Annotated in this window: 22 protein-coding genes and 1 pseudogene; 10 read left to right on the top strand and 13 right to left on the bottom strand. The window is 64.4% G+C overall.

Going from position 1 to position 20129, the window contains the following annotated elements; genetic code table 11:
- Window positions 1-912, bottom strand: a complete 912-nt coding sequence (locus L8F97_RS18195) for a DMT family transporter (protein WP_242153545.1) — start codon at window positions 910-912, stop codon at window positions 1-3.
- Window position 913: 1 nt separating this feature from the next.
- On the bottom strand, window positions 914-1333 hold the full coding sequence (locus L8F97_RS18190) for a VOC family protein (RefSeq protein ID WP_242153543.1): 420 nt from the start codon (window positions 1331-1333) through the stop codon (window positions 914-916).
- A gap of 146 nt (window positions 1334-1479) precedes the next feature.
- On the opposite strand from L8F97_RS18190, the gene L8F97_RS18185 reads away from it, so the two are divergent.
- Window positions 1480-2448 (top strand): hypothetical protein, encoded by a 969-nt coding sequence (locus L8F97_RS18185; RefSeq protein ID WP_242153540.1) that lies wholly within the window; start codon window positions 1480-1482, stop codon window positions 2446-2448.
- 24 nt (window positions 2449-2472) lie between these two features.
- Here L8F97_RS18185 and L8F97_RS18180 read toward each other — a convergent pair whose 3' ends face one another.
- Window positions 2473-3459, bottom strand: a complete 987-nt coding sequence (locus tag L8F97_RS18180) for a fumarylacetoacetate hydrolase family protein (protein WP_242153538.1) — start codon at window positions 3457-3459, stop codon at window positions 2473-2475.
- Between the two features lie 291 nt (window positions 3460-3750).
- Between L8F97_RS18180 and L8F97_RS18175 the strand changes: the two genes are divergently transcribed.
- Window positions 3751-4152, top strand: coding sequence for a Zn-ribbon domain-containing OB-fold protein (locus tag L8F97_RS18175; RefSeq protein ID WP_242153536.1), 402 nt, complete (start codon window positions 3751-3753; stop codon window positions 4150-4152).
- Window positions 4152-5336: a thiolase family protein gene (locus tag L8F97_RS18170; protein WP_242153534.1), complete on the top strand. Its 1185-nt coding sequence runs from the start codon at window positions 4152-4154 to the stop codon at window positions 5334-5336. The genes L8F97_RS18175 and L8F97_RS18170 overlap by 1 nt, the downstream gene beginning before the upstream one ends.
- 16 nt (window positions 5337-5352) lie before the next feature.
- On the opposite strand, the gene L8F97_RS18165 is transcribed toward L8F97_RS18170, so the two are convergent.
- Together L8F97_RS18165 and L8F97_RS18160 are read right to left on the bottom strand one after the other, a co-directional pair.
- The gene (locus L8F97_RS18165; RefSeq protein ID WP_242153532.1) at window positions 5353-6195 is read right to left on the bottom strand and encodes a fumarylacetoacetate hydrolase family protein; all 843 of its coding nucleotides are present in this window, start codon (window positions 6193-6195) and stop codon (window positions 5353-5355) included.
- Window positions 6195-7271 (bottom strand): amidohydrolase family protein, encoded by a 1077-nt coding sequence (locus L8F97_RS18160; protein WP_242153530.1) that lies wholly within the window; start codon window positions 7269-7271, stop codon window positions 6195-6197. Before L8F97_RS18160 ends, L8F97_RS18165 begins: the two co-directional genes overlap by 1 nt.
- A gap of 248 nt (window positions 7272-7519) precedes the next feature.
- Here L8F97_RS18160 and L8F97_RS18155 point away from each other — a divergent pair, with 248 nt between their 5' ends.
- From L8F97_RS18155 to L8F97_RS18150, 3 genes and pseudogenes are all read left to right on the top strand, one after another.
- Window positions 7520-8167, top strand: coding sequence for an MFS transporter (locus L8F97_RS18155; RefSeq protein WP_242153528.1), 648 nt, complete (start codon window positions 7520-7522; stop codon window positions 8165-8167).
- A pseudogene (locus tag L8F97_RS22990) lies at window positions 8167-8565 on the top strand (MFS transporter); the annotation flags it as partial. The gene L8F97_RS18155 and the pseudogene L8F97_RS22990, both read left to right, overlap by 1 nt.
- Before the next feature lie 83 nt (window positions 8566-8648).
- A complete protein-coding gene (locus L8F97_RS18150; RefSeq protein ID WP_242153526.1) occupies window positions 8649-8882 on the top strand; it encodes a hypothetical protein in 234 nt (77 codons plus the stop codon).
- On the opposite strand, the gene L8F97_RS18145 is transcribed toward L8F97_RS18150, so the two are convergent.
- Window positions 8840-9538: a TetR/AcrR family transcriptional regulator gene (locus L8F97_RS18145; protein WP_277925062.1), complete on the bottom strand. Its 699-nt coding sequence runs from the start codon at window positions 9536-9538 to the stop codon at window positions 8840-8842. The two genes, L8F97_RS18150 and L8F97_RS18145, sit on opposite strands and share 43 nt — an antisense overlap.
- 205 nt (window positions 9539-9743) lie before the next feature.
- Between L8F97_RS18145 and L8F97_RS18140 the strand changes: the two genes are divergently transcribed.
- A complete protein-coding gene (locus L8F97_RS18140) occupies window positions 9744-11075 on the top strand; it encodes an amidohydrolase family protein (protein ID WP_242153522.1) in 1332 nt (443 codons plus the stop codon).
- 43 nt (window positions 11076-11118) lie between these two features.
- Here L8F97_RS18140 and L8F97_RS18135 read toward each other — a convergent pair whose 3' ends face one another.
- A complete protein-coding gene (locus L8F97_RS18135) occupies window positions 11119-11919 on the bottom strand; it encodes an SDR family NAD(P)-dependent oxidoreductase (protein WP_242153519.1) in 801 nt (266 codons plus the stop codon).
- Window positions 11920-12093: 174 nt separating this feature from the next.
- Here L8F97_RS18135 and L8F97_RS18130 point away from each other — a divergent pair, with 174 nt between their 5' ends.
- A complete protein-coding gene (locus L8F97_RS18130) occupies window positions 12094-12900 on the top strand; it encodes an SDR family NAD(P)-dependent oxidoreductase (protein WP_242153515.1) in 807 nt (268 codons plus the stop codon).
- 48 nt (window positions 12901-12948) lie between these two features.
- Here the strand turns inward: L8F97_RS18130 and L8F97_RS18125 are convergent, their stop codons facing one another.
- Both L8F97_RS18125 and L8F97_RS18120 read right to left on the bottom strand, forming a co-directional pair.
- On the bottom strand, window positions 12949-13878 hold the full coding sequence (locus L8F97_RS18125) for a zinc-binding alcohol dehydrogenase family protein (RefSeq protein ID WP_242153512.1): 930 nt from the start codon (window positions 13876-13878) through the stop codon (window positions 12949-12951).
- A gap of 77 nt (window positions 13879-13955) precedes the next feature.
- Complete coding sequence (locus L8F97_RS18120; protein ID WP_242153508.1) at window positions 13956-14921, bottom strand: NADPH:quinone oxidoreductase family protein; 966 nt, start codon at window positions 14919-14921, stop codon at window positions 13956-13958.
- A 181-nt stretch (window positions 14922-15102) separates the two neighbouring features.
- Between L8F97_RS18120 and L8F97_RS18115 the strand changes: the two genes are divergently transcribed.
- Window positions 15103-15498 carry a PaaI family thioesterase gene (locus L8F97_RS18115; RefSeq protein WP_242153505.1) on the top strand — a complete coding sequence of 132 codons (396 nt, stop codon included), beginning with the start codon at window positions 15103-15105 and terminating at the stop codon, window positions 15496-15498.
- Between the two features lie 8 nt (window positions 15499-15506).
- Here the strand turns inward: L8F97_RS18115 and L8F97_RS18110 are convergent, their stop codons facing one another.
- From L8F97_RS18110 to L8F97_RS18095, 4 genes are read right to left on the bottom strand one after another with little or no spacing between them, the layout of a single operon-like run.
- On the bottom strand, window positions 15507-16280 hold the full coding sequence (locus L8F97_RS18110; protein WP_242153502.1) for an SDR family NAD(P)-dependent oxidoreductase: 774 nt from the start codon (window positions 16278-16280) through the stop codon (window positions 15507-15509).
- 16 nt (window positions 16281-16296) lie between these two features.
- Window positions 16297-17352, bottom strand: coding sequence for a phosphotransferase family protein (locus L8F97_RS18105; RefSeq protein ID WP_242153499.1), 1056 nt, complete (start codon window positions 17350-17352; stop codon window positions 16297-16299).
- Complete coding sequence (locus L8F97_RS18100) at window positions 17349-18641, bottom strand: acyl-CoA dehydrogenase family protein (RefSeq protein WP_242153496.1); 1293 nt, start codon at window positions 18639-18641, stop codon at window positions 17349-17351. The genes L8F97_RS18105 and L8F97_RS18100 overlap by 4 nt, the downstream gene beginning before the upstream one ends.
- Before the next feature lie 27 nt (window positions 18642-18668).
- Window positions 18669-19406, bottom strand: coding sequence for an SDR family NAD(P)-dependent oxidoreductase (locus L8F97_RS18095; protein WP_242153493.1), 738 nt, complete (start codon window positions 19404-19406; stop codon window positions 18669-18671).
- Window positions 19407-19455: 49 nt separating this feature from the next.
- Here L8F97_RS18095 and L8F97_RS18090 point away from each other — a divergent pair, with 49 nt between their 5' ends.
- Window positions 19456-20100: a helix-turn-helix domain-containing protein gene (locus L8F97_RS18090; RefSeq protein ID WP_242153490.1), complete on the top strand. Its 645-nt coding sequence runs from the start codon at window positions 19456-19458 to the stop codon at window positions 20098-20100.
- The last annotated feature ends 29 nt before the right edge of the window (window positions 20101-20129 follow it).

The following is a 20129-nucleotide window of genomic DNA, read 5'->3' as shown; positions in this document are numbered from 1 at the left end:
TCAGGTGAGAGGTTCCTCGCGCGGATCGATCCGGGCTGGCCGACCGCTGACCGCCGCCCAGACAGTCGTGACGATGATGAGAAGCGATCCCGCGATCATCCAGCCGCTCGGCACGGTGCCGAACACCAGCAAGCCCGCGCCGATCGCGAGCGGCAGCCGGACATAATCGACGGCGATGATCTTGGCGGCATCGCCCAAAGACATCGCGTGCATGTAGGTCGTCGACATGGCGACACTGACCATCCCGAGCAACAGGAGCAGCCAGCCGTCGTGCGCCGAGGGCCAGCGCCACGTCAGGATCGCGGGCGGCAGGACGAACAGGATACCGAGGATAGAGGACCACAGCATGATCGTGGTTAAACTGTTCCGGCGCAACAGCACCTTGATCCCCGTTACGGTCAGCGCAAGCAGCAGCGCCGAGGCCAGCGCCGCCAGATGCGCCCAGCCGATCGTCATGTGCGGCGATGGCTGCAGCACCAGCAGCACGCCGACGAAGCCGAACGCCAGCGCCGCCCAACTGGCGCGCGTGACCTGTTCGCGCAGCACCAGCGCGGCGAGCGGCCCCACCCACAACGCGCGCGTGAACGATAGCGCATTGGCCTCTCCCAGCGGCAGATGATGCAGGGCGTAATAGGACAAGGTCACGCCCAGCACGGCAGAAATCGAGCGACCGATCTGTGCGGGCCACCCATGCAATACCAGCACAGCGCCGCGCGAGCTGAGGATGACCGGCAGAAAGAGCAGGAGGCCGGCGGATTGCGTCCACACCGCCTGCATCGCCGGAGAGTAGCTGCCGAGCAGCTTCACGAGCAAGGTCATCGCGGTGAACAGCAGCGACGAGATCAGCAGCCAGAAGGCGCCGCGCGTGTTGCCTGAAAGCCGGGTTCGCGGCGCTACCGCCTCGCTGGTCAAATCAGGCCCTGCGGCCAGCGAAGGATTTCCACGCTTCGGGAGGTATCTCATCCCTGTCAAAATCGATCTCGACCTCGACGCCGTTCGGATCGGAAAAGAAAAGCTGCCACTGGGTGAACGGCGCCGGCGCGCGGATCAGCGAGCAAGGAATATCCTGCCCCCGAGGCCATTTCACGACGGACACGAGACCCGTGCCGCGAAACGCCATGTGATCGAGCGCTCCCCGCCGAACCGCCGGCATGAGGTCGCTCGTGGTCTCCACCAGGTGTAGCACGGCACGACCGCCAGTGTAGAGCCACGATCCGGCGACGGGGAAATCCGGACGAGGGCCAGGATCGAGGCCAAGTGCGGCATAGAAGGCGATCGACTCGCCGAGATTGTCCGTGGTCACGGTGAAATGATCCATGGCGGTGATGCGCATGATTGCCTCCCCCCAGCCCCGAGCAGCCGGGCGACCCAGGCTGATGCGTTTCTGCATTCCGCATATAGGTTCTTTTTCTGATGTTAGATAGATGCTAGCGAGCCGCGAGGCCGGGTCAAGACCGGAGACCAACGGAAGGGGTCAGGATGTTCGAATATCTACTCAGCGCCGACATGATGGTACCCGACCCGGACGCGATGACCGATCTGTTGGTTTCGAAGCTCGGCGTCCATAGCCACCCGAACTGGCGGCAGGCTTTCGACAATCACCCCTATATCGCGCATTTCCTGCGCGTTCAGAAGTCGCTGGCAATCGCGCCGACCCGGATCGAGCCGCAGGTACATCTCGATCGCCCCAATCCGGGCGATCCATTGTTCCACGACCATCTGGAAGGGCTACAGCGTTTCCAGGGCGTCCGACGGCCGATGCTGACGCATTCGATCGTGCTGGTCACCTGGCGCGAGAAGCTCGAGGCACTGATCGCTCGGCTCCATGCCAAGAAGGTGCGTTTCCGGCTGGCGCAGCGGACGCCCGAAATGGAGTTCGACCGACTGTGGCTGGGCGTCACGCCCGAGGACATCGAGTACGAGCCCTCCGTCGACGGCGGGCTTTGCATCGAATTCATCCCGCTCGAGCCTACGCGGATGCCGGCCGAGGCGTTTCAGGTGCCGCCACCCAAGGTGATCGACCCCAAGCCAGGCGAGTTGCTGCGGGTGACGGCACGCGGCTTCCTCGTCCGCGATCTCGAGTTTACGCTCGGCCGACTTCGCGAGAACCTCGAATGGGAGCCACAAGCGGTCGAGGATATCGGCAGCGAGGGATATCGCCGGGCGCGGATGGGATTCACGTTGCCGCATAGCGCGACTCTGGACGTGATCGAAGCGACGCGCTGGAACACACCGGCGGGCCTCTACCTCAACAACTGGGGTCCTGGACCCTATTACATTCGTCTCGGCGTGTTCGATCTGCATGCCAAAGCCGAGCAGTTGCGCGCGCAGGGCGTTGGCTTCGAGTGGATCGCGGCATCGGACGCGGTCGAGGGCCGTCCGCTGATCCGTATCGATCCGATCGAGTTCGAAGGACAGGTGTTCGAGCTGGAGGGCCTCGACGAATAATCCGGCGGCGATGCGGCCGCGTCGTCAATTTTTGACGACGCGGTTGCGCAGGACGCCGATCCGCGCGATTTCCAGTTCTACCACATCGCCGGGCCGCAGATACCGCAACTGCTCCATCCCGCAGCCAGTACCGACCGTGCCCGATCCCAGGATCTCGCCGGGGTGAAGCGTCTCCGATCGTGAGATATGCGCGATCACGTCGGGGAAACGCCAATACATGTCGCGCGTATTGCCACGCCCCCATTCCTCTCCGTTGACGCGCGCGACCATCTCCAGATCGTAGGGGTCGGGGATCTCGTCAGCCGTCACGAGGCACGGGCCGAGGACATTGCCGGTATCGAAATCCTTCCCCTTGGCGGGGCCAAGGCCGCCGCTGGATTCGCGCCACTGTGCATCGCGCGCCGAAAAGTCGTTGTAGATCGAATAGCCGAAGATCGCGTCCCCGGCCGTGTCCGCGACCGCATCCTTGGTCCTGCGTCCGATATAGCAGGCGAACTCCAGTTCGAAATCGAGCGCTTTCGATTCGAACGGCCATTGCACTTCGGTGGCCGTACCCACCACCGAGAACCGGTTGCCCTTGTAATAGATCGGCTGACGCAGGAACGTGCCGACGACACGCTCCTCCTCCCCGCGATCCTCGGCCTGGTACGCGGCTTCCGGGTCTGGTTCGTTGCGCACTTTGTAACGCCGCGCCACCTCGTAGCAGTTGCGCAGATGCTGTTCGAAGCACGAGCAGTCGCGGATTTGCGGCGGCGGCTGGAGCGGCGCGCGAAGGCGCACGTTGGCAGTCGGCACAAGCGCGGAACGTGGCTGCTTGCGGACCAGATCGCGCGCCATCGTGCTTGCGTCGTCTCCCCCCTCGATCAGCGCAAGAAGATCGGCCATCGCGCGCGGCACGGGGCCGGCATGGCCAGCCTCATACGCGGTGACGAAATCAATGATCGTTTCGTCATCGTCGATGAAGGCGCCTGCGCGCACCGCGCCACGATGCTCGAAGGATACTAGTCTCACGCCTGTTCTCCCGTTTCGCGAAGTCCTCGCACGTCCGGCGAGTAGACAGTGAAGGCCGCCCGGAGCCGTAGGGATGCAGCGCCAAAGCTGCGAGCGCCCAAAGGCACGGGCTGCCGGCATGAGTCTCCGCCACCAGGACGGGTCGGGCAGCCGCTGTCCTGTCTGCACTATAGGGGCGTCATTCCAAGATCAATCTGATTTGAGAAAGGCTTTCTGAAAAGGTTTACCTTCCGTTTCAACTCTCTTAAGCGTGGCGACAGCATGCAAGAACAGCCTGATCGGACGGACGAGATGCACCGGAAGCTTCCCGCGATAACGCCCGAAAACAGCGCCTTCTGGCAGGGGGGTGCCGAAGGCCGGTTGATGATCCACCATTGCGATGCCTGCGCGAAATGGTTTCATCCGCCCGCACCGATCTGTCCGCATTGCGCCAGCCGCGGCGTGAGCGCCAAAGCCGTGTCCGGGCGCGGAAGCGTTTATAGCTTCACGGTCAATCGGCAGGCGTGGGATGCGGACCTTGCAGAGCCTTATGTCGTCGCCACCGTCGAACTGGCGGAGCAGCGTGGGTTGCGCTTCGTGACCAATGTGATCGATTGTCCGGTCCAGACGGTATCGATCGACATGCCGGTGGCGGTGCGCTTCATGCAGCAAGAGGACATCTGGCTGCCGCTGTTCGCGCCGGAGGCGGCATAATGACCGGTGGAGCGTTCCCGGTCGCGATCACCGGTATCGGCCAGTCCGAAATCGCCCGGCCTTCGGACAAGTCGGGCATGGACCTGACGCTCGATGCGGCGCTCGAGGCGATCGCGGACGCGGGGCTCGCCCGCGCCGACATTGACGGGGTCGCCTGCTGGCCAGGCGACAACGACAATGGCGCGAGCTTCTCGCCCGTTGGGCCGCTTGCGTTGAAGTCGGTGCTTGGCCTCGACACCAACTGGATCGGTGGCGGCTATGAAGGGCCGGGCCCGCTCGCCGGTGTTATCAACGGCGCGATGGCGATTGCGGCGGGGCTGTGCCGCCATGTACTGGTATTCCGAACCATCACGGAATCAAGCGCGCGCCGGCGCGACCGCAATGTCGCCTCGCTGGCCCGCAAGACGGTGGGCCGCGATAACAGCTTCTTCTGGCAATGGTACACGCCGTTCAACGTGCGCTCCGCGGTCAACCTGATCGCCAATTATGCGCAGCGGCACTTTCACGAATACGGCACGACGTCTGAACAGCTGGGCTGGATTCCTGTCACGCTGCGCGCCAACGCCGCCCGCAATCCAAAAGCGATTTACCGCGAGCCGATGACGATCGAGGATTATCTCGCCTCGCGGATGATCTCGACGCCGCTGCGGATGCTAGACTGCGACGTTCATTGCGACGCCTCGACCGCGATCGTGCTGTCGCGCTCCGACGCCGCGCGCGACGGACCGCATCCGCCGATCCGAATCGAGGCGATCGGCTCGGCCTTGCACCAGCCTTGGTCTTGGGATCAGATATCCTTCACCGAAATGGTCACCGCCGATGTCGCGCGGATGATGTGGTCGCGTACCGACTACAAGCCTGGCGATGTCGATACCGCGCAAGTGTACGACGGCTTTTCGATCCTGACGCTGATGTGGCTCGAAGGGCTGGGCTTCTGCGGCAAGGGCGAAGGCGGCGCCTTTGTCGAGGGCGGGAAGCGGATCGCACTGGACGGGACGCTTCCACTGAACACCAACGGCGGCCAGCTTTCGGGCGGGCGGACGCATGGTCTCGGATATGTTCACGAAGCCTGCCTGCAATTATGGGGTCGTGCCGGCGAACGGCAGATCCGCAAGCATGATGTCGCGGTCGCTGCGGCCGGCGGCGGCCCGCTCGGCGGCAGCCTGCTGTTGGTGCGCGACTAGACGCCGCGCACCCGCATCAGCCGCGCGGCCCGATTACGTTTCGCAGCGTACCGATCTTGTCGATCGAGGTTTCCAGCACGTCTCCGGATTTGAGGAACTTGCCGGTCCCCTGCCCGACCCCTTCGGGCGATCCGGTGAACAGGATATCGCCACAATCGAAACGCGTGCGCTCGTCGATAAAGTCGATCAGCGCGTCGACACCCCAGGTCATGTCGCCGCTCGACGCCGCCTGGCGGGTTTCGCCGTTGACGGTCAGCCGCATCGCCAGCGACGGCGAGCCGGCCGGGAACTCGTCGCGCGTTACGATCCACGGCCCGACCGGCGTGGTCGCGTCCTGACTTTTGGCGGCGAGCAGGTCCATGCCGACGCCCTTCGGCCCGCTTCGCTGGAGATCGCGCGAGCTGACATCGTTACCGATCGTATAGCCGAGCACCGAAGCGAGCGGATCGTTGCGGTCCACCTGCTCGGCGCCGATCACCGCGACCAGCTCGACCTCGTGATCGAGCTCGTTGGTGAGCGGCGGAAACCGTATTTCGTCATATGGTCCGATCAACGCGCGATACGCCTTGAGGAAGGCAAAAGGCTGCGAAGGCGGCGCGACACCGAACTCGACGAGGTGCTTGGAATAATTGACACCGGCGATCATCACGCGCGCACTCCGCTCGATCGGCGCCAGCAAGCCGGCGGGATCGAGCGGCACCGCCTCGCCCGCGAAGCGCAGCACACCGGGATCGCAGTCGCGCGTCAGCGCCGGCGCCCACTCCGCGAACGCTCCCGCAATGGGGCGAATGGTGGCGCCATCGGCGTCCACCACCCCCCAGAATGCCGCTCCGTCCCGAGCGGCCCTGGCGATCCGCATCAGGCAGCGACGGCGGTGCTGACCCGGCCAATCTTGGCAGGATCGAGGTGGAGCAGCGACAGGGCATTCTGATAACGGATCTTTTGAAGATCCTCCTCCGAGATGCGCAGGCCATCGGTCAGATCGTGCCGCACCGCGTCGCTGCCGCCGAAGTTCGATCCGTAGAGCAGCCGATCGGCGCCGATCAGGTCGAGGATCGCCTGACGCATGACCTTCTCGTGCAATTCCAGGTCGAAGTAAAAATTGGGCAGATAATCGACGAGCTCCTTCTTGTTGTAGGTGCTGTCGAGGTTCTTGTTGCACTGGTTGAGGCGGCCGAGCTGCCACGGCACATAGCCGCCGCCGTGTGTGATATAGACCTTCAGATCGGGAAAACGATCGAACACACCGCCGTTGACCATGTACCAGAAGCAGCGCGTCTCGTCATACTGCATGCCGACGATCGCGGTGGTCTCGTATTTGTCGTCGTTGGCTTTGTTGCCCCATGCGACCGACTGATTGTAGCCGTGCACGAACATCGGCAGATCGAGATCGCACAGCGCCTTCCAGATCGGGTCCATCGCGGGATCGTCGAATTCGAGGCCGCCGAAATTGGCGCCGCCAGCGCTCAACCCCAGGAAACCGTGCTCCTTCACCGCACGCCGGAGCTCCTTCGCGCCTTCCTCCGGCACGTTGAGCGGCGCGTGCGCCCAGGCAAACAGTCGGTTGTCGCCGCCTGCACAATATTCGGCCAACGTATCGTTGACGGTGCGCGCGAACGGTACGCCGAACTCGGGCTCCGCCCAATACATATAGATGTGCGAGGGCACCGACAGGACCTGCGCGTCTTGCCCCGCCGCATCCATCTTGGCGAGCCGCTGCTTAGGATCGGACCAGCTGCGGAAATACTCTTCCAGCGAAGGCGCCTTGCCGGCACGCACCGCCGCCTTGCGCTCGGGCGAGCCGAGCGTCAGGATCCAGTGGCCGACCCGCAGCCGAATATCGCCGTCCTCGCCCTTCTCAAAGAACGGCCCCCAATGTTCGTGCTGGTTGTAATAGCCCGGTAGCGGAGCATGGGCGTGGAGATCGATCAACATGGGTCAGGTCCTCTCTGCGACAGTCGGCTTGGCGATTACGAGTCCGCTAGCCCGTTTCAGGCGATGGCCCATCCTGCTCGCGCGTGGAATTCGAGTCAATACCGACCTATATGTTCACAATATCTGCGGCTGGAGAATTCCAAGACCTCGATACAGTAGATGTTCGGCGGGATGGATCTCCGAGCGCTATACAGGCAGCGCGTTCCAAAGTACGAATTGCATTCCATATGCAGTATTTGGAGTGGAGAATGAGCATACGGCAGACGCCCGTCGAACCGCCTTCGGCTGGCGGATCGCCGGATGCGGGCGAGCCGTATCCGGCGATGTCGCGCGCATGGTCGACGCTCGCCATCCTCTGGGTTGTTACGCTGTTCTCGCAACTGGACCGACAATTGCCAGCACTGCTGGTAAAGCCGCTGAAGGAAGCGTTCACGCTGAGCGACACCCAGTACAGCCTGTTGCAGGGATATGGATTTGCGCTCGCCTATACGATCATCGGACTGCCGCTTGGTCGGCTGGTCGACAAAGCGCATCGCCGCAACCTGATCGTGGTCGGCATCCTCGTTTGGAGCCTGATGACGATCCTCGCTGCGTTCGCGCGGAGCTACGGGATGTTGATGGCGACCCGCGCCGGCGTCGGCATCGGCGAGGCGGTGCTCGCGCCGGCCGCTTACTCGATCATCGCCGATTACACGCCGGCCCGGCGGCGCGGCCGGGCGCTTGCCGCCTATTATGTGTCCCTCGCGATCGGATCCGGCGCGTCGCTGCTGATCGGCGGCCTGATGCTGTCTCGGCTGCAAACGCCGGTCGCGCTTGCGGGGTTGGGAACGCTAAAGCCCTGGCAGCTCGTGTTTTTCTGTGCGCCGGCGCTCCCGGAGCCCTCCTGGCGCCGCTGATGCTCCTCGTTCGCGAGCCCGCGCGCCGCGAGGGCGGCGACGCCGCCAGCGCGAGCACAGCCGAATTTCTGGGGTATTTGCGCGACAATCGCGCAACCTTTGCACGGCTGCTCACTTATCCGGCGGTGCTGGCGGCGATCGGTTACGGCGTGCTGGCGTGGGCGCCGGCCTATATGGACCGCCGTTTCGGCTTCCCGGCGAGCCGCGCGGGAATGATCGTTGGCAGCGTTGTCGCCGTTGCCGGTCTGCTCGGCACTTTGTTGTCGGGCTGGCTCAGCGATCGCTGGGTGGCGCACCGGGTTCCGGCGGCGCGCTTGCGCGTGACGCTGGTGGCCTGGGCGCTGATCCTGCCCGCTGCCGCTCTCTGGCCGTTGATGCCGAGTGCCACGCTCGCCCTGTCCCTGCTGGGCGTGGCGATCTTCGGCTTCGCGATCGGCCAGTCAAGCGCCCCTGCGCGATCCAGGATGCATTCCCGAACCGGATGCGCGGCAAGGCGATCGCCTGCTACCTGCTGCTCGGCGGATTACTGGGCATCGGGCTCGGTCCGACTTCGGTCGCGCTGCTCACCGATCAGGTGTTCCGAAACGGCGCGATGCTTGGTTATTCACTGGTCATCGTCGCGGTGCCCGCCGCTCTGCTCGGCCTGTGGCTGTGCGCTTCAGGGCTGTCGCCCTATGCGGACACCGTCGCCCGTCTGCGCGCTGCCCCTGAGTGAACCCTGACGCCGACGCCAAGCGTTTCCGGCAACATTTCGACGGAGGTATGCCCGTCGCGCGACGGCACGAGAATATTGCTGATGAGATCGCGCAGGACGAGGTCCGCAAGAAAGCGGTGATCGAGCGGCCGTCCGAGCGATGCCTGCCAATCCTCGAACACGGGCTTCAGCAGCTCGCAGGTTCTCGTGATGGCACTTTCGTGATTTCGGCGAAAATATTCGAGCGCAAAGGCAGGTTCGGCTTCCAGGAATTGCCGCGCCTGTTTGCGTGCGAAGAAATGCCCGAAGAAATCGAGAAAGGGCTTGAACCGTTCGGTCGGCGCGTGGGCTTCCACCGCTGCGGTGAGGCCGCTCTCGAGCCGGGCGCGCATAAACTCGGTGTAACCGTGCAGCAGCTGCTCTTTGGAGGAAAAGTATCGGTAAAGCGTGCCGCGCGCCACCTCGGCCTCGGTAGCGACGTCGCGCAGCGACATGCCATTAACCCCGGCACGCAGCAACATGCGCTCAGTCGCCTCGAGAATCTTGCGGATCGTCGCTGCGGCACGGGGGTCGGGCCGACGACCGGTACGCTGGGGCGAAGCCTCCGGTCGCCGCAGCGGGCTGAAGATACACGGGGCATCAGCGGCGCCCGGAAGGTCGAGATTAGGCGGCGGCATGATCCGGGGACGCTATCGCCGTCGATCCGATGTGTCCATCCCGTCACCGAAGCATTCGAGACAAAGATGGACACTTACAACGCTTCTGTGCAGAATATGTGCGATTTGGCTTGCGCGGCGGAGTCGCCGTAGATAGTCAGTCCGACATCAGAATGTAGTTCTGTGTTGAGTCAAAGCGCCTTTGAAGCGCGCCGTGGAGGTAGAGATGAACCTGGAAGACATGATCCTTATCAGCGTCGACGACCATGTGATCGAGCCGCCCGGCGCCTTCACCCCGCACTGGCCCGCGCATCTCAAGGGCCGCGAACCGAAGATCGAGACGCGCAACGAGCGAGACGTCTGGGTTTTCGAGGAGAAGGCCGCGGGCTACATGGGCCTGAACTCGGTGGTCGGCCGTCCCAAGGAAGAATATGGGATGGAACCGCTCAACTACGAGCAGATGCGCCGTGGCACCTGGGACCTGAAATCGCGTGTCGAGGATATGGACGCCAACGGCATACTCGGCTCGATCTGCTTCCCAACCTTTCCCGGCTTTGCGGGCCAGCGTTTCCAGAAGACCTCGCACGACGACAAGGAAGTCGCGCTGGCGGCGATCCGCGCCTATAACGACTGGCATTATTACGATTGGTCGGAAGCCGCTCCCGGCCGCTTCATTCCGCTGATGATGGTGCCGTTCTGGGATATGCCGGCCGCCGTTGCCGAGGTGAACCGCCTGGCGCGGCTCGGCGTCCATGCGCTTTCGTTCTCGGACAATCCGGCGATCTCGGGCTGGCCGTCGATCCACGATCCGTACTGGGACCCGTTGTGGAAGGCCTGTGCGGACAACAACGTCGTGATCTGCTGTCATATCGGCACCGGTGCCGCGGCGGCCCACGCTTCCGACCTCTCGCCGATCGACGCGTGGATCACCTCAATGCCGATTTCGATCGCCAATTCGGCGGCGGACTGGATCTGGGCGCCGATGTGGAAGAAATATCCGACATTGCGCATGGCCTTGTCGGAAGGCGGGATCGGCTGGATCCCGTATCTGCTCGAACGCGCCGACTTCACCCACGGTCATCACAATGCCTGGACCAATTCCAACTTCGGCGGCAAGATGCCGAGCGACATTTTCAAGAAGCACATCATCAGCTGCTTCATCGAGGACAAGTTCGGCATCAACAACCTTGATTACATCGGCGAGGACATGGTTATGTACGAATGCGATTACCCGCATTCGGATTCGGTATGGCCACATTCTGCCGAGAAATTGTGGCATGACGTCAAGCATCTCTCCGACGAGACGCTCAACAAGATCACCCACCTCAACGCGATGCGCGAATTCTCCTACGATCCGATCAGCAAGTTCGGCCGGGAGAATTGCACCGTCGGCGCGCTGAAGCATCGCGCGGCTGCCGTGCCCGTCCATACCGATCCGATCCTCGGCATGGGTGGCGCCAAGCCCGATCGTGAGGTTGGCAAGCCGGTCACCTCGGGCGACATCAACCGCATGTTCGAAGGCGCCGACGCCGAGTCGACGATTTCTGGCCGGCGTTGAGACCCAAGGGGGAGAGGCTCACCGCCTCTCCCCCGCTTGTTCGTCACGGCATCGTGACTCCTCCGTTGACGCGCCAGATCTGCCCGGTCACGAACCGGCTCGCGTCCGACAGTAGGTAAAGCATCGCGAAGGCGATATCGTCAGGACTGCCGACACGGCCGAGTGGCGAGCGTGCCGCGTTGCGCGCGACGACTGCGTCGAGATCGGTGCCTACAGGCGCAGTCATCCCGGTCAGCGTAAAACCGGGCGCGACCGCGTTGACGCGGATGCCGGACGGGCCGAGTTCGTGCGCGAGGGTGCGCGTGAGCATATTCACCCCAGCCTTCGTCATCGAATAGAGCGCAAGTCCACCGATCGGTTCGTCGGCCGCGTTGGACGAGATGTTGACGATGGCGCCGCCACCGTGCGGGATCATACGCCGCGCCGCCGCCCTGCATCCCCAGAACGTACCACCCAAATTGAGATCGAGCATGCGCGCATAATCGGCTGGGTCGGTATCGACCACCGTCTGTTTGGCGACCGCGCCTGCGACGTTGCACCAGCCCCGGATCGGGCCGGCTGCGGCCGCTTGCTCGGCGAGCGCGTCGATCGCGGCGGGACAGGCGCAATCGGTCGGCACGATCAATGCTTCGCGCCCATGCGCCCGCACCAAGTCGCCGCTTGCTTCGACCGCATCGACGTTGATGTCGGCAAGCACCAGATCGGCACCGGCCTGCGCAAACAACACCGCCGCCGCCCGACCGATGCCGGAGCCGGCGCCGGTCACCACGACGCGGGCTCCGGCGAGCCCGAAAACCGAGAGGTCGCCGCCTGATGTCGCTTGGGGGAAATCCGGCGCGATCATACCGGCTGGACCATCATTGCACGCTCGACAATCGCCATCGTGTCCTCCTCATGTTTTTGCGGATTGATCACGGCCTGAGCCACAAACGGCGACGTCTGCGCCGAGAAGTCTTGACAGTCGCCAGCCGAACGCCCTTTCAATATCAGAATACAATATTGATGAGGAGAGGCGGCGATGGGTTTGTTGGAGGGCAATGTGGCGCTAGTCACAGGCGGCGGCGCAGGGATCGGGCGCGGCATCGTCCGGCGGTTCGTGCGGGAAGGCGCCCGTGTTGTCATAGCCGAGTTCGACGAGGAGCGCGGCCGAACGGTTGCGGCGGAATGTGCCGAACTCGGCGGGGAGGCGCACTTCGTCCATACCGACGTCGGCGACAAGGCCAGCGTGACCGGCGCGATCGAGGCTGCCGTTTCGCACTTCGGCGGATTAGACACGCTGGTCAACAATGCCTTTGCGCCCAGCCCGGAAGTCCTGCTCGAACAGAAGACCGACGCGATCCTCCAGCGTACCCTGGAAACGACAGCGTGGGCGACGTGGTGGGCGATGCAAGCTGCCTTCCCGATCTTCAAGGCGCGCGGCGGCGGCAGCGTCATCAACTTCTACTCGATCGACGTGGAGACCGGCGCCTGGCGCCATGCCGATTACAATATGGGCAAGGCCGCGATCCGCGGCCTCACGCACAGTGCCGCGTCGGAATGGGGCCGCTTCAACATCCGCGTCAACGCGATCGCGCCGGCGGCGGCCGGTCTTTCGTTCGAGCGGCTCTGCCGCGAGCACCCCGGCTTCGAAAAGGTCTCCGCCTCGATCAAACCGCTCGGCCGCGTGGGATACCCCGAGCCGGATATCGCACCGGTGGCGGTGTTTCTCGCCTCTGATATGGCGAGCTTCGTGACCGGACAGACGATCAACGTCGACGGCGGGCTGCACCTGTGGGGATTCAACTCGCGGCCGCAGAACCTCGCCGAACTCGAGCCGCAGGGCTGACCGGCGTCCGGGGCGCGGGCTGGTAAAGCCCGCGCGACCGGCTGCTGTCTACGCCCGGACCGCGCCGACGATCTTTGCATGCGGGCCAGCCTTCTGGGCGGCCCATGCCTGTGCGATCTGCGGCAGATCATAGCGCTTGTAATCGATCTTGAAATCGTGCGCCGCATTCATCGCGAGCAACCGGCGCCAGATCGCCTCGCGATCGGAAGGCGGCCGCTGGCCGGTGCCGATCGTGGTCAGCGTGCGGAAGAGCAGATCGCCGGCGGTGATGTTGATGCCCGCGCCTGCTCCGGTGCCGACCGTGACGATCCGGGCGCCCCACCGCGTCGCCCGCAGAGCGGCGACCATCGGTGCGCCGCAGACCAGATCCATCACGACGTCGAACCCGTCGCCACCCGCCTGCTTCAGCGCGGCGGGATCGCTGTCTCCGCCGGTCAGGCATACGGTCGTATCGGCCAACCCCTTTGTCGTAAGTTCGGCGAGCGCCGATTCGCTCCGGGAGGCACCGACGATCTCCCCTGCCCCCATCACGCGCGCCATCTGCAGCATAAGCTGTCCGATCACGCCCGTCGCGCCGAGGATCAGCACTTTCTCGCCCGGCTTGATCGCAGCGCTTTCGAGCGGGATCAGCGCGCCTGTGCCCGCGATCGCCATCGTGATCGCGGTCGCGTCGTCGACATCATCGGGCACGTCCCAAACTTCAGCGGCCGGAACGATCGTGTGCTCCGCCCAGCCACCCCATGGCGCCACCGAACGCTCGCCGAAATAGACGCGCCGGCCGTCCTCGGCACGGCCCACACCTTCGCCGCGCAACACGCACGGATACTGCATGGCGAGCCGGTACGCGCCGAGCACGTCCCAGCCACCCAGCCCCGCCGTCTCGACCGCGATCCGCACACAACCGTCGCGCGCTTCTGGTTCAGCAAAATCCGCGTATTCCGGTGCGGCGCCATGCTCTGCGATAACGGCAGCTTTCATCTTCGATCCTTTTCCAACCATCCTACCAAGGCCATATATATTCCGCACATAGAACGCTAATCGTAATGCAGAACATATTAGCTCACGTTGAGAACGATCCGCCCGATCGTGCCGCGTTCGGCGGCGGCCTGCATCGCGTCGGCGAACTGCTCGAAGGGATAGGTCCGGATCGGCGGTGCGCCGATCTTCCCCACCTCCCACATCTGCCGCAGCGCCACCGTGTTGGAAGCCATCGCGACGGGTTCGCACTGGGTGAACCGACCGAAATTGACGCCGACCAGGCGCAGGCCCTTCACCAACGCGAGATTGGTCGGTAGCGCTGGGATCAGGCCACCGGCGAAGCCGATCACGAGATGCCGACCGCCCCATCCAAGCGACCTGAACGCCGACTCGGTCGCGGTCCCGCCGACGGGATCGACGACGACATCGAGCGGCGCATCGCCGACCAGCGCGCGCAGCCGATCACGCCAGCCATCCGCATCTCCCGCCAGCACGGCGTCGGCCCCCGCCGCCGTGGCGAGCGCGCGCTTCTGTTCGGTCGATGCCGATGCGATCACGCGCGCGCCGAGCGCTTTGGCGATCCCGACCGCCGCGAAGCCGACGGCGCCCCCCGCACCGAGCACCAGCACGGTTTCGCCCGACTTCAGCCCGGCGCCCTGAACCAGGCCCGCCATCGCGGTGCCGTGCGCGACGCGAAAGGTGGCGCCCTCGATGAAATGCATGTTGGGGGGAAGCGGCGACAGTGCGGACGCCCGTACCGTGACGCTCTCAGCGAAGGCACCGGACAGGCCGGAACCACAAACATGATCGCCGGCGAAGATGCCCCGTACCGCGCGACCGACCGCCGCCACCTCACCCGCGAATTCACCGCCGGGCGTGAAGGGCAGATCCGGTTTCGCCTGATAGCGGCCCGCCGCCACAATCGTATCGACGTGGTTCACCGCAGCCGCGCGCACGCGGACCCGCACTTCGTCCGCCGCCGGTGCCGTGACGGGCCGTCGTTCGATGGTGAAATCACGCCCGTCGCCGAACTGCTTTGCCACGACCGCTCTCATTGTGCTTCCCTGTCGCTATCATGCTGACGCCCTCCGGCTTGTTCGCTATTCAGAACGGCAATCTTTTCTACTGATGTGATCGGCATGACGAGTGAATAGATCCGACCTAACGACACGGGACGCGCCGCTGTGCGGAGGATGTCGAGCACTGGGCGCGTGTCGCCTCGGCATGGCGCCGCTTACGGTGACCGGCGACACCAGCCGCGCGGGCGCGCGCTGCCCGTCATCCTGGCAAGGCGGCCCCGGTATTGCCCATGGCGGCTGGGTCGCCGCCGTCCTCGACGATTTTGCCGGGCGAACGATGACCGGGACCGAGACGTTCGTTGTCACGGGCACGCTTAACGTCACATACTTGAGGCCAACGCCGGTCGAGGAGGATCTGGTTCTCACCGGCACCAGGCATCCCGACGGAGAGCGCCGCTGGCGCGTTACCGCGCATCTGCATCTTGCGGTCGCTCCCGATGCGCCGCTCGCCGAACTGGTCGCAATGATGATCGAGCCGCGACCCGGGCATTATCAGCGCCATGTCGAGCGGATGACAGCGATGCGCGGTGCCGCCGATTGAGCGGCGGTTCAGCGTGTCGGCACCATTCCGCCGTCGACGGCGATGGTCTGGCCGTTGATGAAGCGCGCGCCATCGCTGACGAGGAACAGCAACACCGGCGCCATGTCCCGCAACGGATCGCCCAGGCGGCCGCCCAGCGGAATCATCTGCGCCATCGCCGCGTCGTGCTGCGTGAGTCCCTCGGGCGTCATGCCGTCACGCGTCCGCTGATACATCTCGGTCCAGATCGCCGGCACGACCGCATTGACCGCGATGCCGTAGCGCGCCCAATCCTGCGCGACGACACGCGTCCAGGCGAGCACCGCGCCCTTTGATGCCGAATAATGCGCGCAACCGCGTACCCCGACCATCCCCGCTGCCGAGGCGAAATTGACGATGCGCCCCGCGCCTGCCGCCTTCATATGCGGGAAGACGGCTTGGTTGATGATCATCGTGCCGCGCGCATTAATGCCGACGACATGCTCCCAATCCTCGTCGGTGAGATCCTCGGCCGGCTTGTATTGCTGGACGCCGGCCGCATGGACCAACGCGTCGATCCCGCCCATCGTAGCGGCTGCGGCATCGACGGCGGCAAACGTCGCAGCGCGGTCACTCACGCTTGCGCGGTAATAGGCCACCTTCCCCGGTGCGCCCGCGCCCGCCGCAGCTACCGCATCTGCGCCGTGCTCAGCGACGTCGATCACCGCGACCTCTGCTCCGGCCGCAAGGAATGCGACGACCGCAGCCGCCGCGATACCGCTCGCGCCGCCGGTCACGATCACCCTCTTGCCTTGAACGTCCACGCTTGCTCTCCTTCGATTATCCGGCTGCAATCCGGCCCGCTTTGCCGAGCAGACGAATCGCGCTGGCGTGCATCCGCGCGCCGATCTCCGCCGGCGCCTTGCCAGCGCAGGCGCGCGCGAAAGTCCCTTCGAGCAGGATCGCCAGTTTGTAGCATGCGAGGACGGCGTACCAGTTTGCGTCCCCGACATCGCGGCCGCTCGTGGCGCCATAATGTGCGATCAGTTCCGCTGGCGTCGGGAATCCGTCCCAAGGCTCAACCACGATCTGCGCCTCCGAGGCAGGTGCGTCCTGATCGCGCCAGGTCGCGAGCATCCAGCCAAGGTCGAGCAGGGGATCGCCCACCGTGGCGAGTTCCCAGTCGATGATCGCGGCGAGTTCAGGACCGTCATTGCGGAACATGACGTTCTTGATGTGGAAGTCGCCGTGCAGAATACCTGGTACGAAGCTGGCGGGACGGTGCTCCTCCAGCCAGCGTGCGATCTGCCCGACATCCGGCAGTCCGGACAGGCCCGGCCAACCGTCGTGCTTGCCATAGGATTCCAGTTGATGCGACCAACGTGGCACCTGGCGCTCGAGAAAGCCCTCGGGATTTCCATAGCCCGCAAGCCCGACGGCCTGCCAGTCCACACGGCCGAGACGCGCGATGCCTTCTACCATCGCCAGCCCCATGCCGTGGCGGATCGCCGGGTCGCCGGCATGGAGCGGCGGCAGTCCGACGCCGGCGTTGAACCCGTCGACTGGCTCCATCAGATAGAAGGCCGCGCCGATCACGGTTTCATCTTCGCATGCGGCGATAAGGTGCGGATGCGGGACGTCCGATCCCGCGAGCGCCCCGAGCACGCGCGCCTCGCGCCGCATCGTCTTGTTGCCGTCGGCGGTCGGGTGCAGCGGTGGGCGGCGCACCACATAACTGCGCCCGTCGCGTTCGAAGCGCACGATGATGTTCTGCGATCCGCCGGTCAGCGGCACCACTTCCTCGATCGCGCTTCGCCCCAGCCCCTGCTCCGTCATCCAGGCCGCCAAGGCGCCGAAATCGATCAGGTCGACACCGAACGCCTGATCGACGATCATGACAGCGCCGCGTCTAGTGACTCGAGATCGTCGCCGAACCGCTGGAGAGCGGCGGCGCGGACGCGCGGCAGATGATATTCGGGGAAAAGATCCTCGCTCGGCCGGTACTCGCGCAGAATCTGCTTGGCGACGGTGATCTTGTGGACCTCGGTCGGCCCGTCCGCGAGCGCGAGGAAGTACGATTCCGTTACCCAGTGCATGAACGGCATCTCGTCGGAAAGCCCAAGCGATCCGTGGAGGTGCAAAGCCCGGCCCGCGATGTCGTGCAGCAGCTTTGGCATCGCGAACTTGACGGCAGCGATGTCTTTCAGAACCTTCTTGTAATCCTGCAGCTTGTCGATCTTCCAGGCGGTGCGAAGCACAAGCAGGCGGAACTGTTCGAATTCCACCCAACTATCGGCGATCTTCTCCTGTACCATCTGCTTGTCCGCCAGCCGCTCGCCTTTGGTGGAGCGCGAGACGACGCGCTCGCACATTCGGTCGAACGCCTCGCGTGCTTTGGCGATCGTCCGCATCGCATGATGGATGCGGCCGCCACCAAGGCGTGTCTGCGCGACCAAGAAACCGTCGCCCTGCGGGCCGAGCATCGCGTCAGCGCCGACATGCAGGTCGGTCAGGCGCAGATACGCGTGGGTCGGCTCGGTGCTGCCGTATCCGACGTTGCGCACGATCTCGAGACCGACGGAGTCGGCCGGGATCAGGAACATCGAGGCGCGCTTGTGCGGTGCCGCTTCGGGATCGGTTACCGCCATTACGATCAGGAAATCGGCATAGCGCGCGTTCGTGGCGAACCATTTCTCGCCGTTGAGCCGCCAACCTGTCTCGTCACGTTCGGCTTGGGTCTGGATCATCACCGGATCGGCGCCGCCATGCGGTTCGGTCAGGCAGAAGCAGGATACGATTTCGTTATCGAGCAGCGGCTGAAGGTAGCGCGCCTTCTGTTCGGGCGTGCCGAAATGCGCCAGGATCTCGGCATTACCGCTGTCGGGCGCCTGCGCGCCGAACACGATGGGGCCGAAGCGCGTCCGTCCGATGATTTCGTTGATGAGCGCAAGCTTGAGTTGGCCATAGCCTTGGCCGCCAAGTTCCGGGCCGAGGTGGCAGGCCCACAACCCTCGCTCGCGCACACGTTGCTGCAACGGTCGCACGAACGTGACGAAGCGCGGGTCTTTCAAATCGTAATGGTTGCCGAGAAGGTGATCGAGCGGCTCGATCTCCTCGCGGGTGAAGGTCTCGATCCAGTCGAGTTCCGGCTGAAACGCAGGGTCGGTTTCGAAATCCCAGGACATAGACCAGCTCCGACGGGACGCGATGCGTCAGGAAAGACTCTTGCCGCCATCAACCACGATCGTGTGGCCGATGACGTAGGAAGCAAGTGGCGAGGCGAGGAACAAGGCGGCGCCGGCCATGTCCTCGGGCGTGCCGAGCCGACCGATCGGGATCTGCTCCAGCGCTTTCTGCCGCCGTCCCTCATGGTCTGTCGTCACGCTCGTCAGCTTCGAAGGGACGAGACCCGGCGCGATGCCGTTGACTCTGATCCCGTCCGCCGCCCACGCTTCGCCGAGCGTGCGCACCAGCGCAACCGCCGCCGCCTTGGAGGAGGCATAGGCCGGATTACCCCGGCGCGCGCCGAACGCCGCGATCGAACTGATGACGATCATCGACCCGCCGCTGGCCTTGAGTTCAGGGTAGAACCTGCGGCCGGCGGCCATCACACTGTTGAGATTGATTTCGACGACATCACGGAAGGTCTCGATCTCGAACTCCGCCCGCCCATAGCGGACAGCGCCCTGGCAGGTGACCAGCGTGTCGATTCGCTCAAGGCCGTGCCCCAAATGCAGCAGAGCCTCGCGATCGGTCAGATCGAGCTGAGCATAGCGCAACCCCGCGAGCGACGCCCCATGTTCCCCGGCATAATCCTCCGCCGAAGCGCGCGTGCCGGTGACGAGGACGTCGGCGCCGCGCGCGGCGAAGGCCCGCGCGATGCCGTTGCCGATACCGCTTGATCCGCCGATAACGAGCGCGGTTCGGCCAGTGAAATCAAGATCGGTCATCGAGTCCTAGGTTGATAGAATAAAGCAGATGACCTAATCATGAGGTGCAATGATGACTCAGTCAAGCCTGCGCGGTGACGCGACCCGCGACATCATCAAACTCGCTGCCCGGCGCCTGTTCGCGCTGCGGGGCGTCCACGGCGTGACGACCCGCGAAATCGTCGCGGCGAGCGGCTTGAAGAACGGTGGGTCGCTTCATTATTATTTTCGCACCAAGGAAGCGCTGGTACGTGAGTTGATCGTTGATGGCGCCAGGCTGATCGACCAGCGCCGCAACGACGCGTTGGACGAGATCGAGGGGCGGGGCGGACCGGCGGCGCTTCAGGAAGTCCTCGGGGTGCTGGTGTGGCCGGCAACCAATCTCGGCGAAGCCGCCGGTGAGGAGGACAGCTATATACGTTTCATCGCCGGCCTGGCTCTGCAGGATCGTGATCTTCTAGACGCCGTTCTCGTCAGCGAATGGAATTCGGGCTACCAGCGCTGCCTTGCGCATATCCGCACTCTCGCGGCGCACATTCCGGCCGATCAGCTTCGCCGTCGTCTCGTCTTCCTCAGCGTGTCGTTGCGCGCGATTATGGCGGCTCGGGAATCTGCGTTGGACCACCGGACGGAGCATCGCCGTTTCTGGACGGCGCCCGGTGCAATGGAGGAATTGCTGGCAACGCTGGAGGCGATCGTTCTGGGTTTGCGGTGAAATACCGTCTCCACACAGCCGCCGGTCCA

Source organism: Sphingomonas sp. BAUL-RG-20F-R05-02, assembly GCF_022662305.1.
Lineage (GTDB): Bacteria > Pseudomonadota > Alphaproteobacteria > Sphingomonadales > Sphingomonadaceae > Sphingomonas.
Note: the sequence above shows the minus strand (reverse complement) of the source record. Positions and strands in the feature narration are given on the sequence as shown.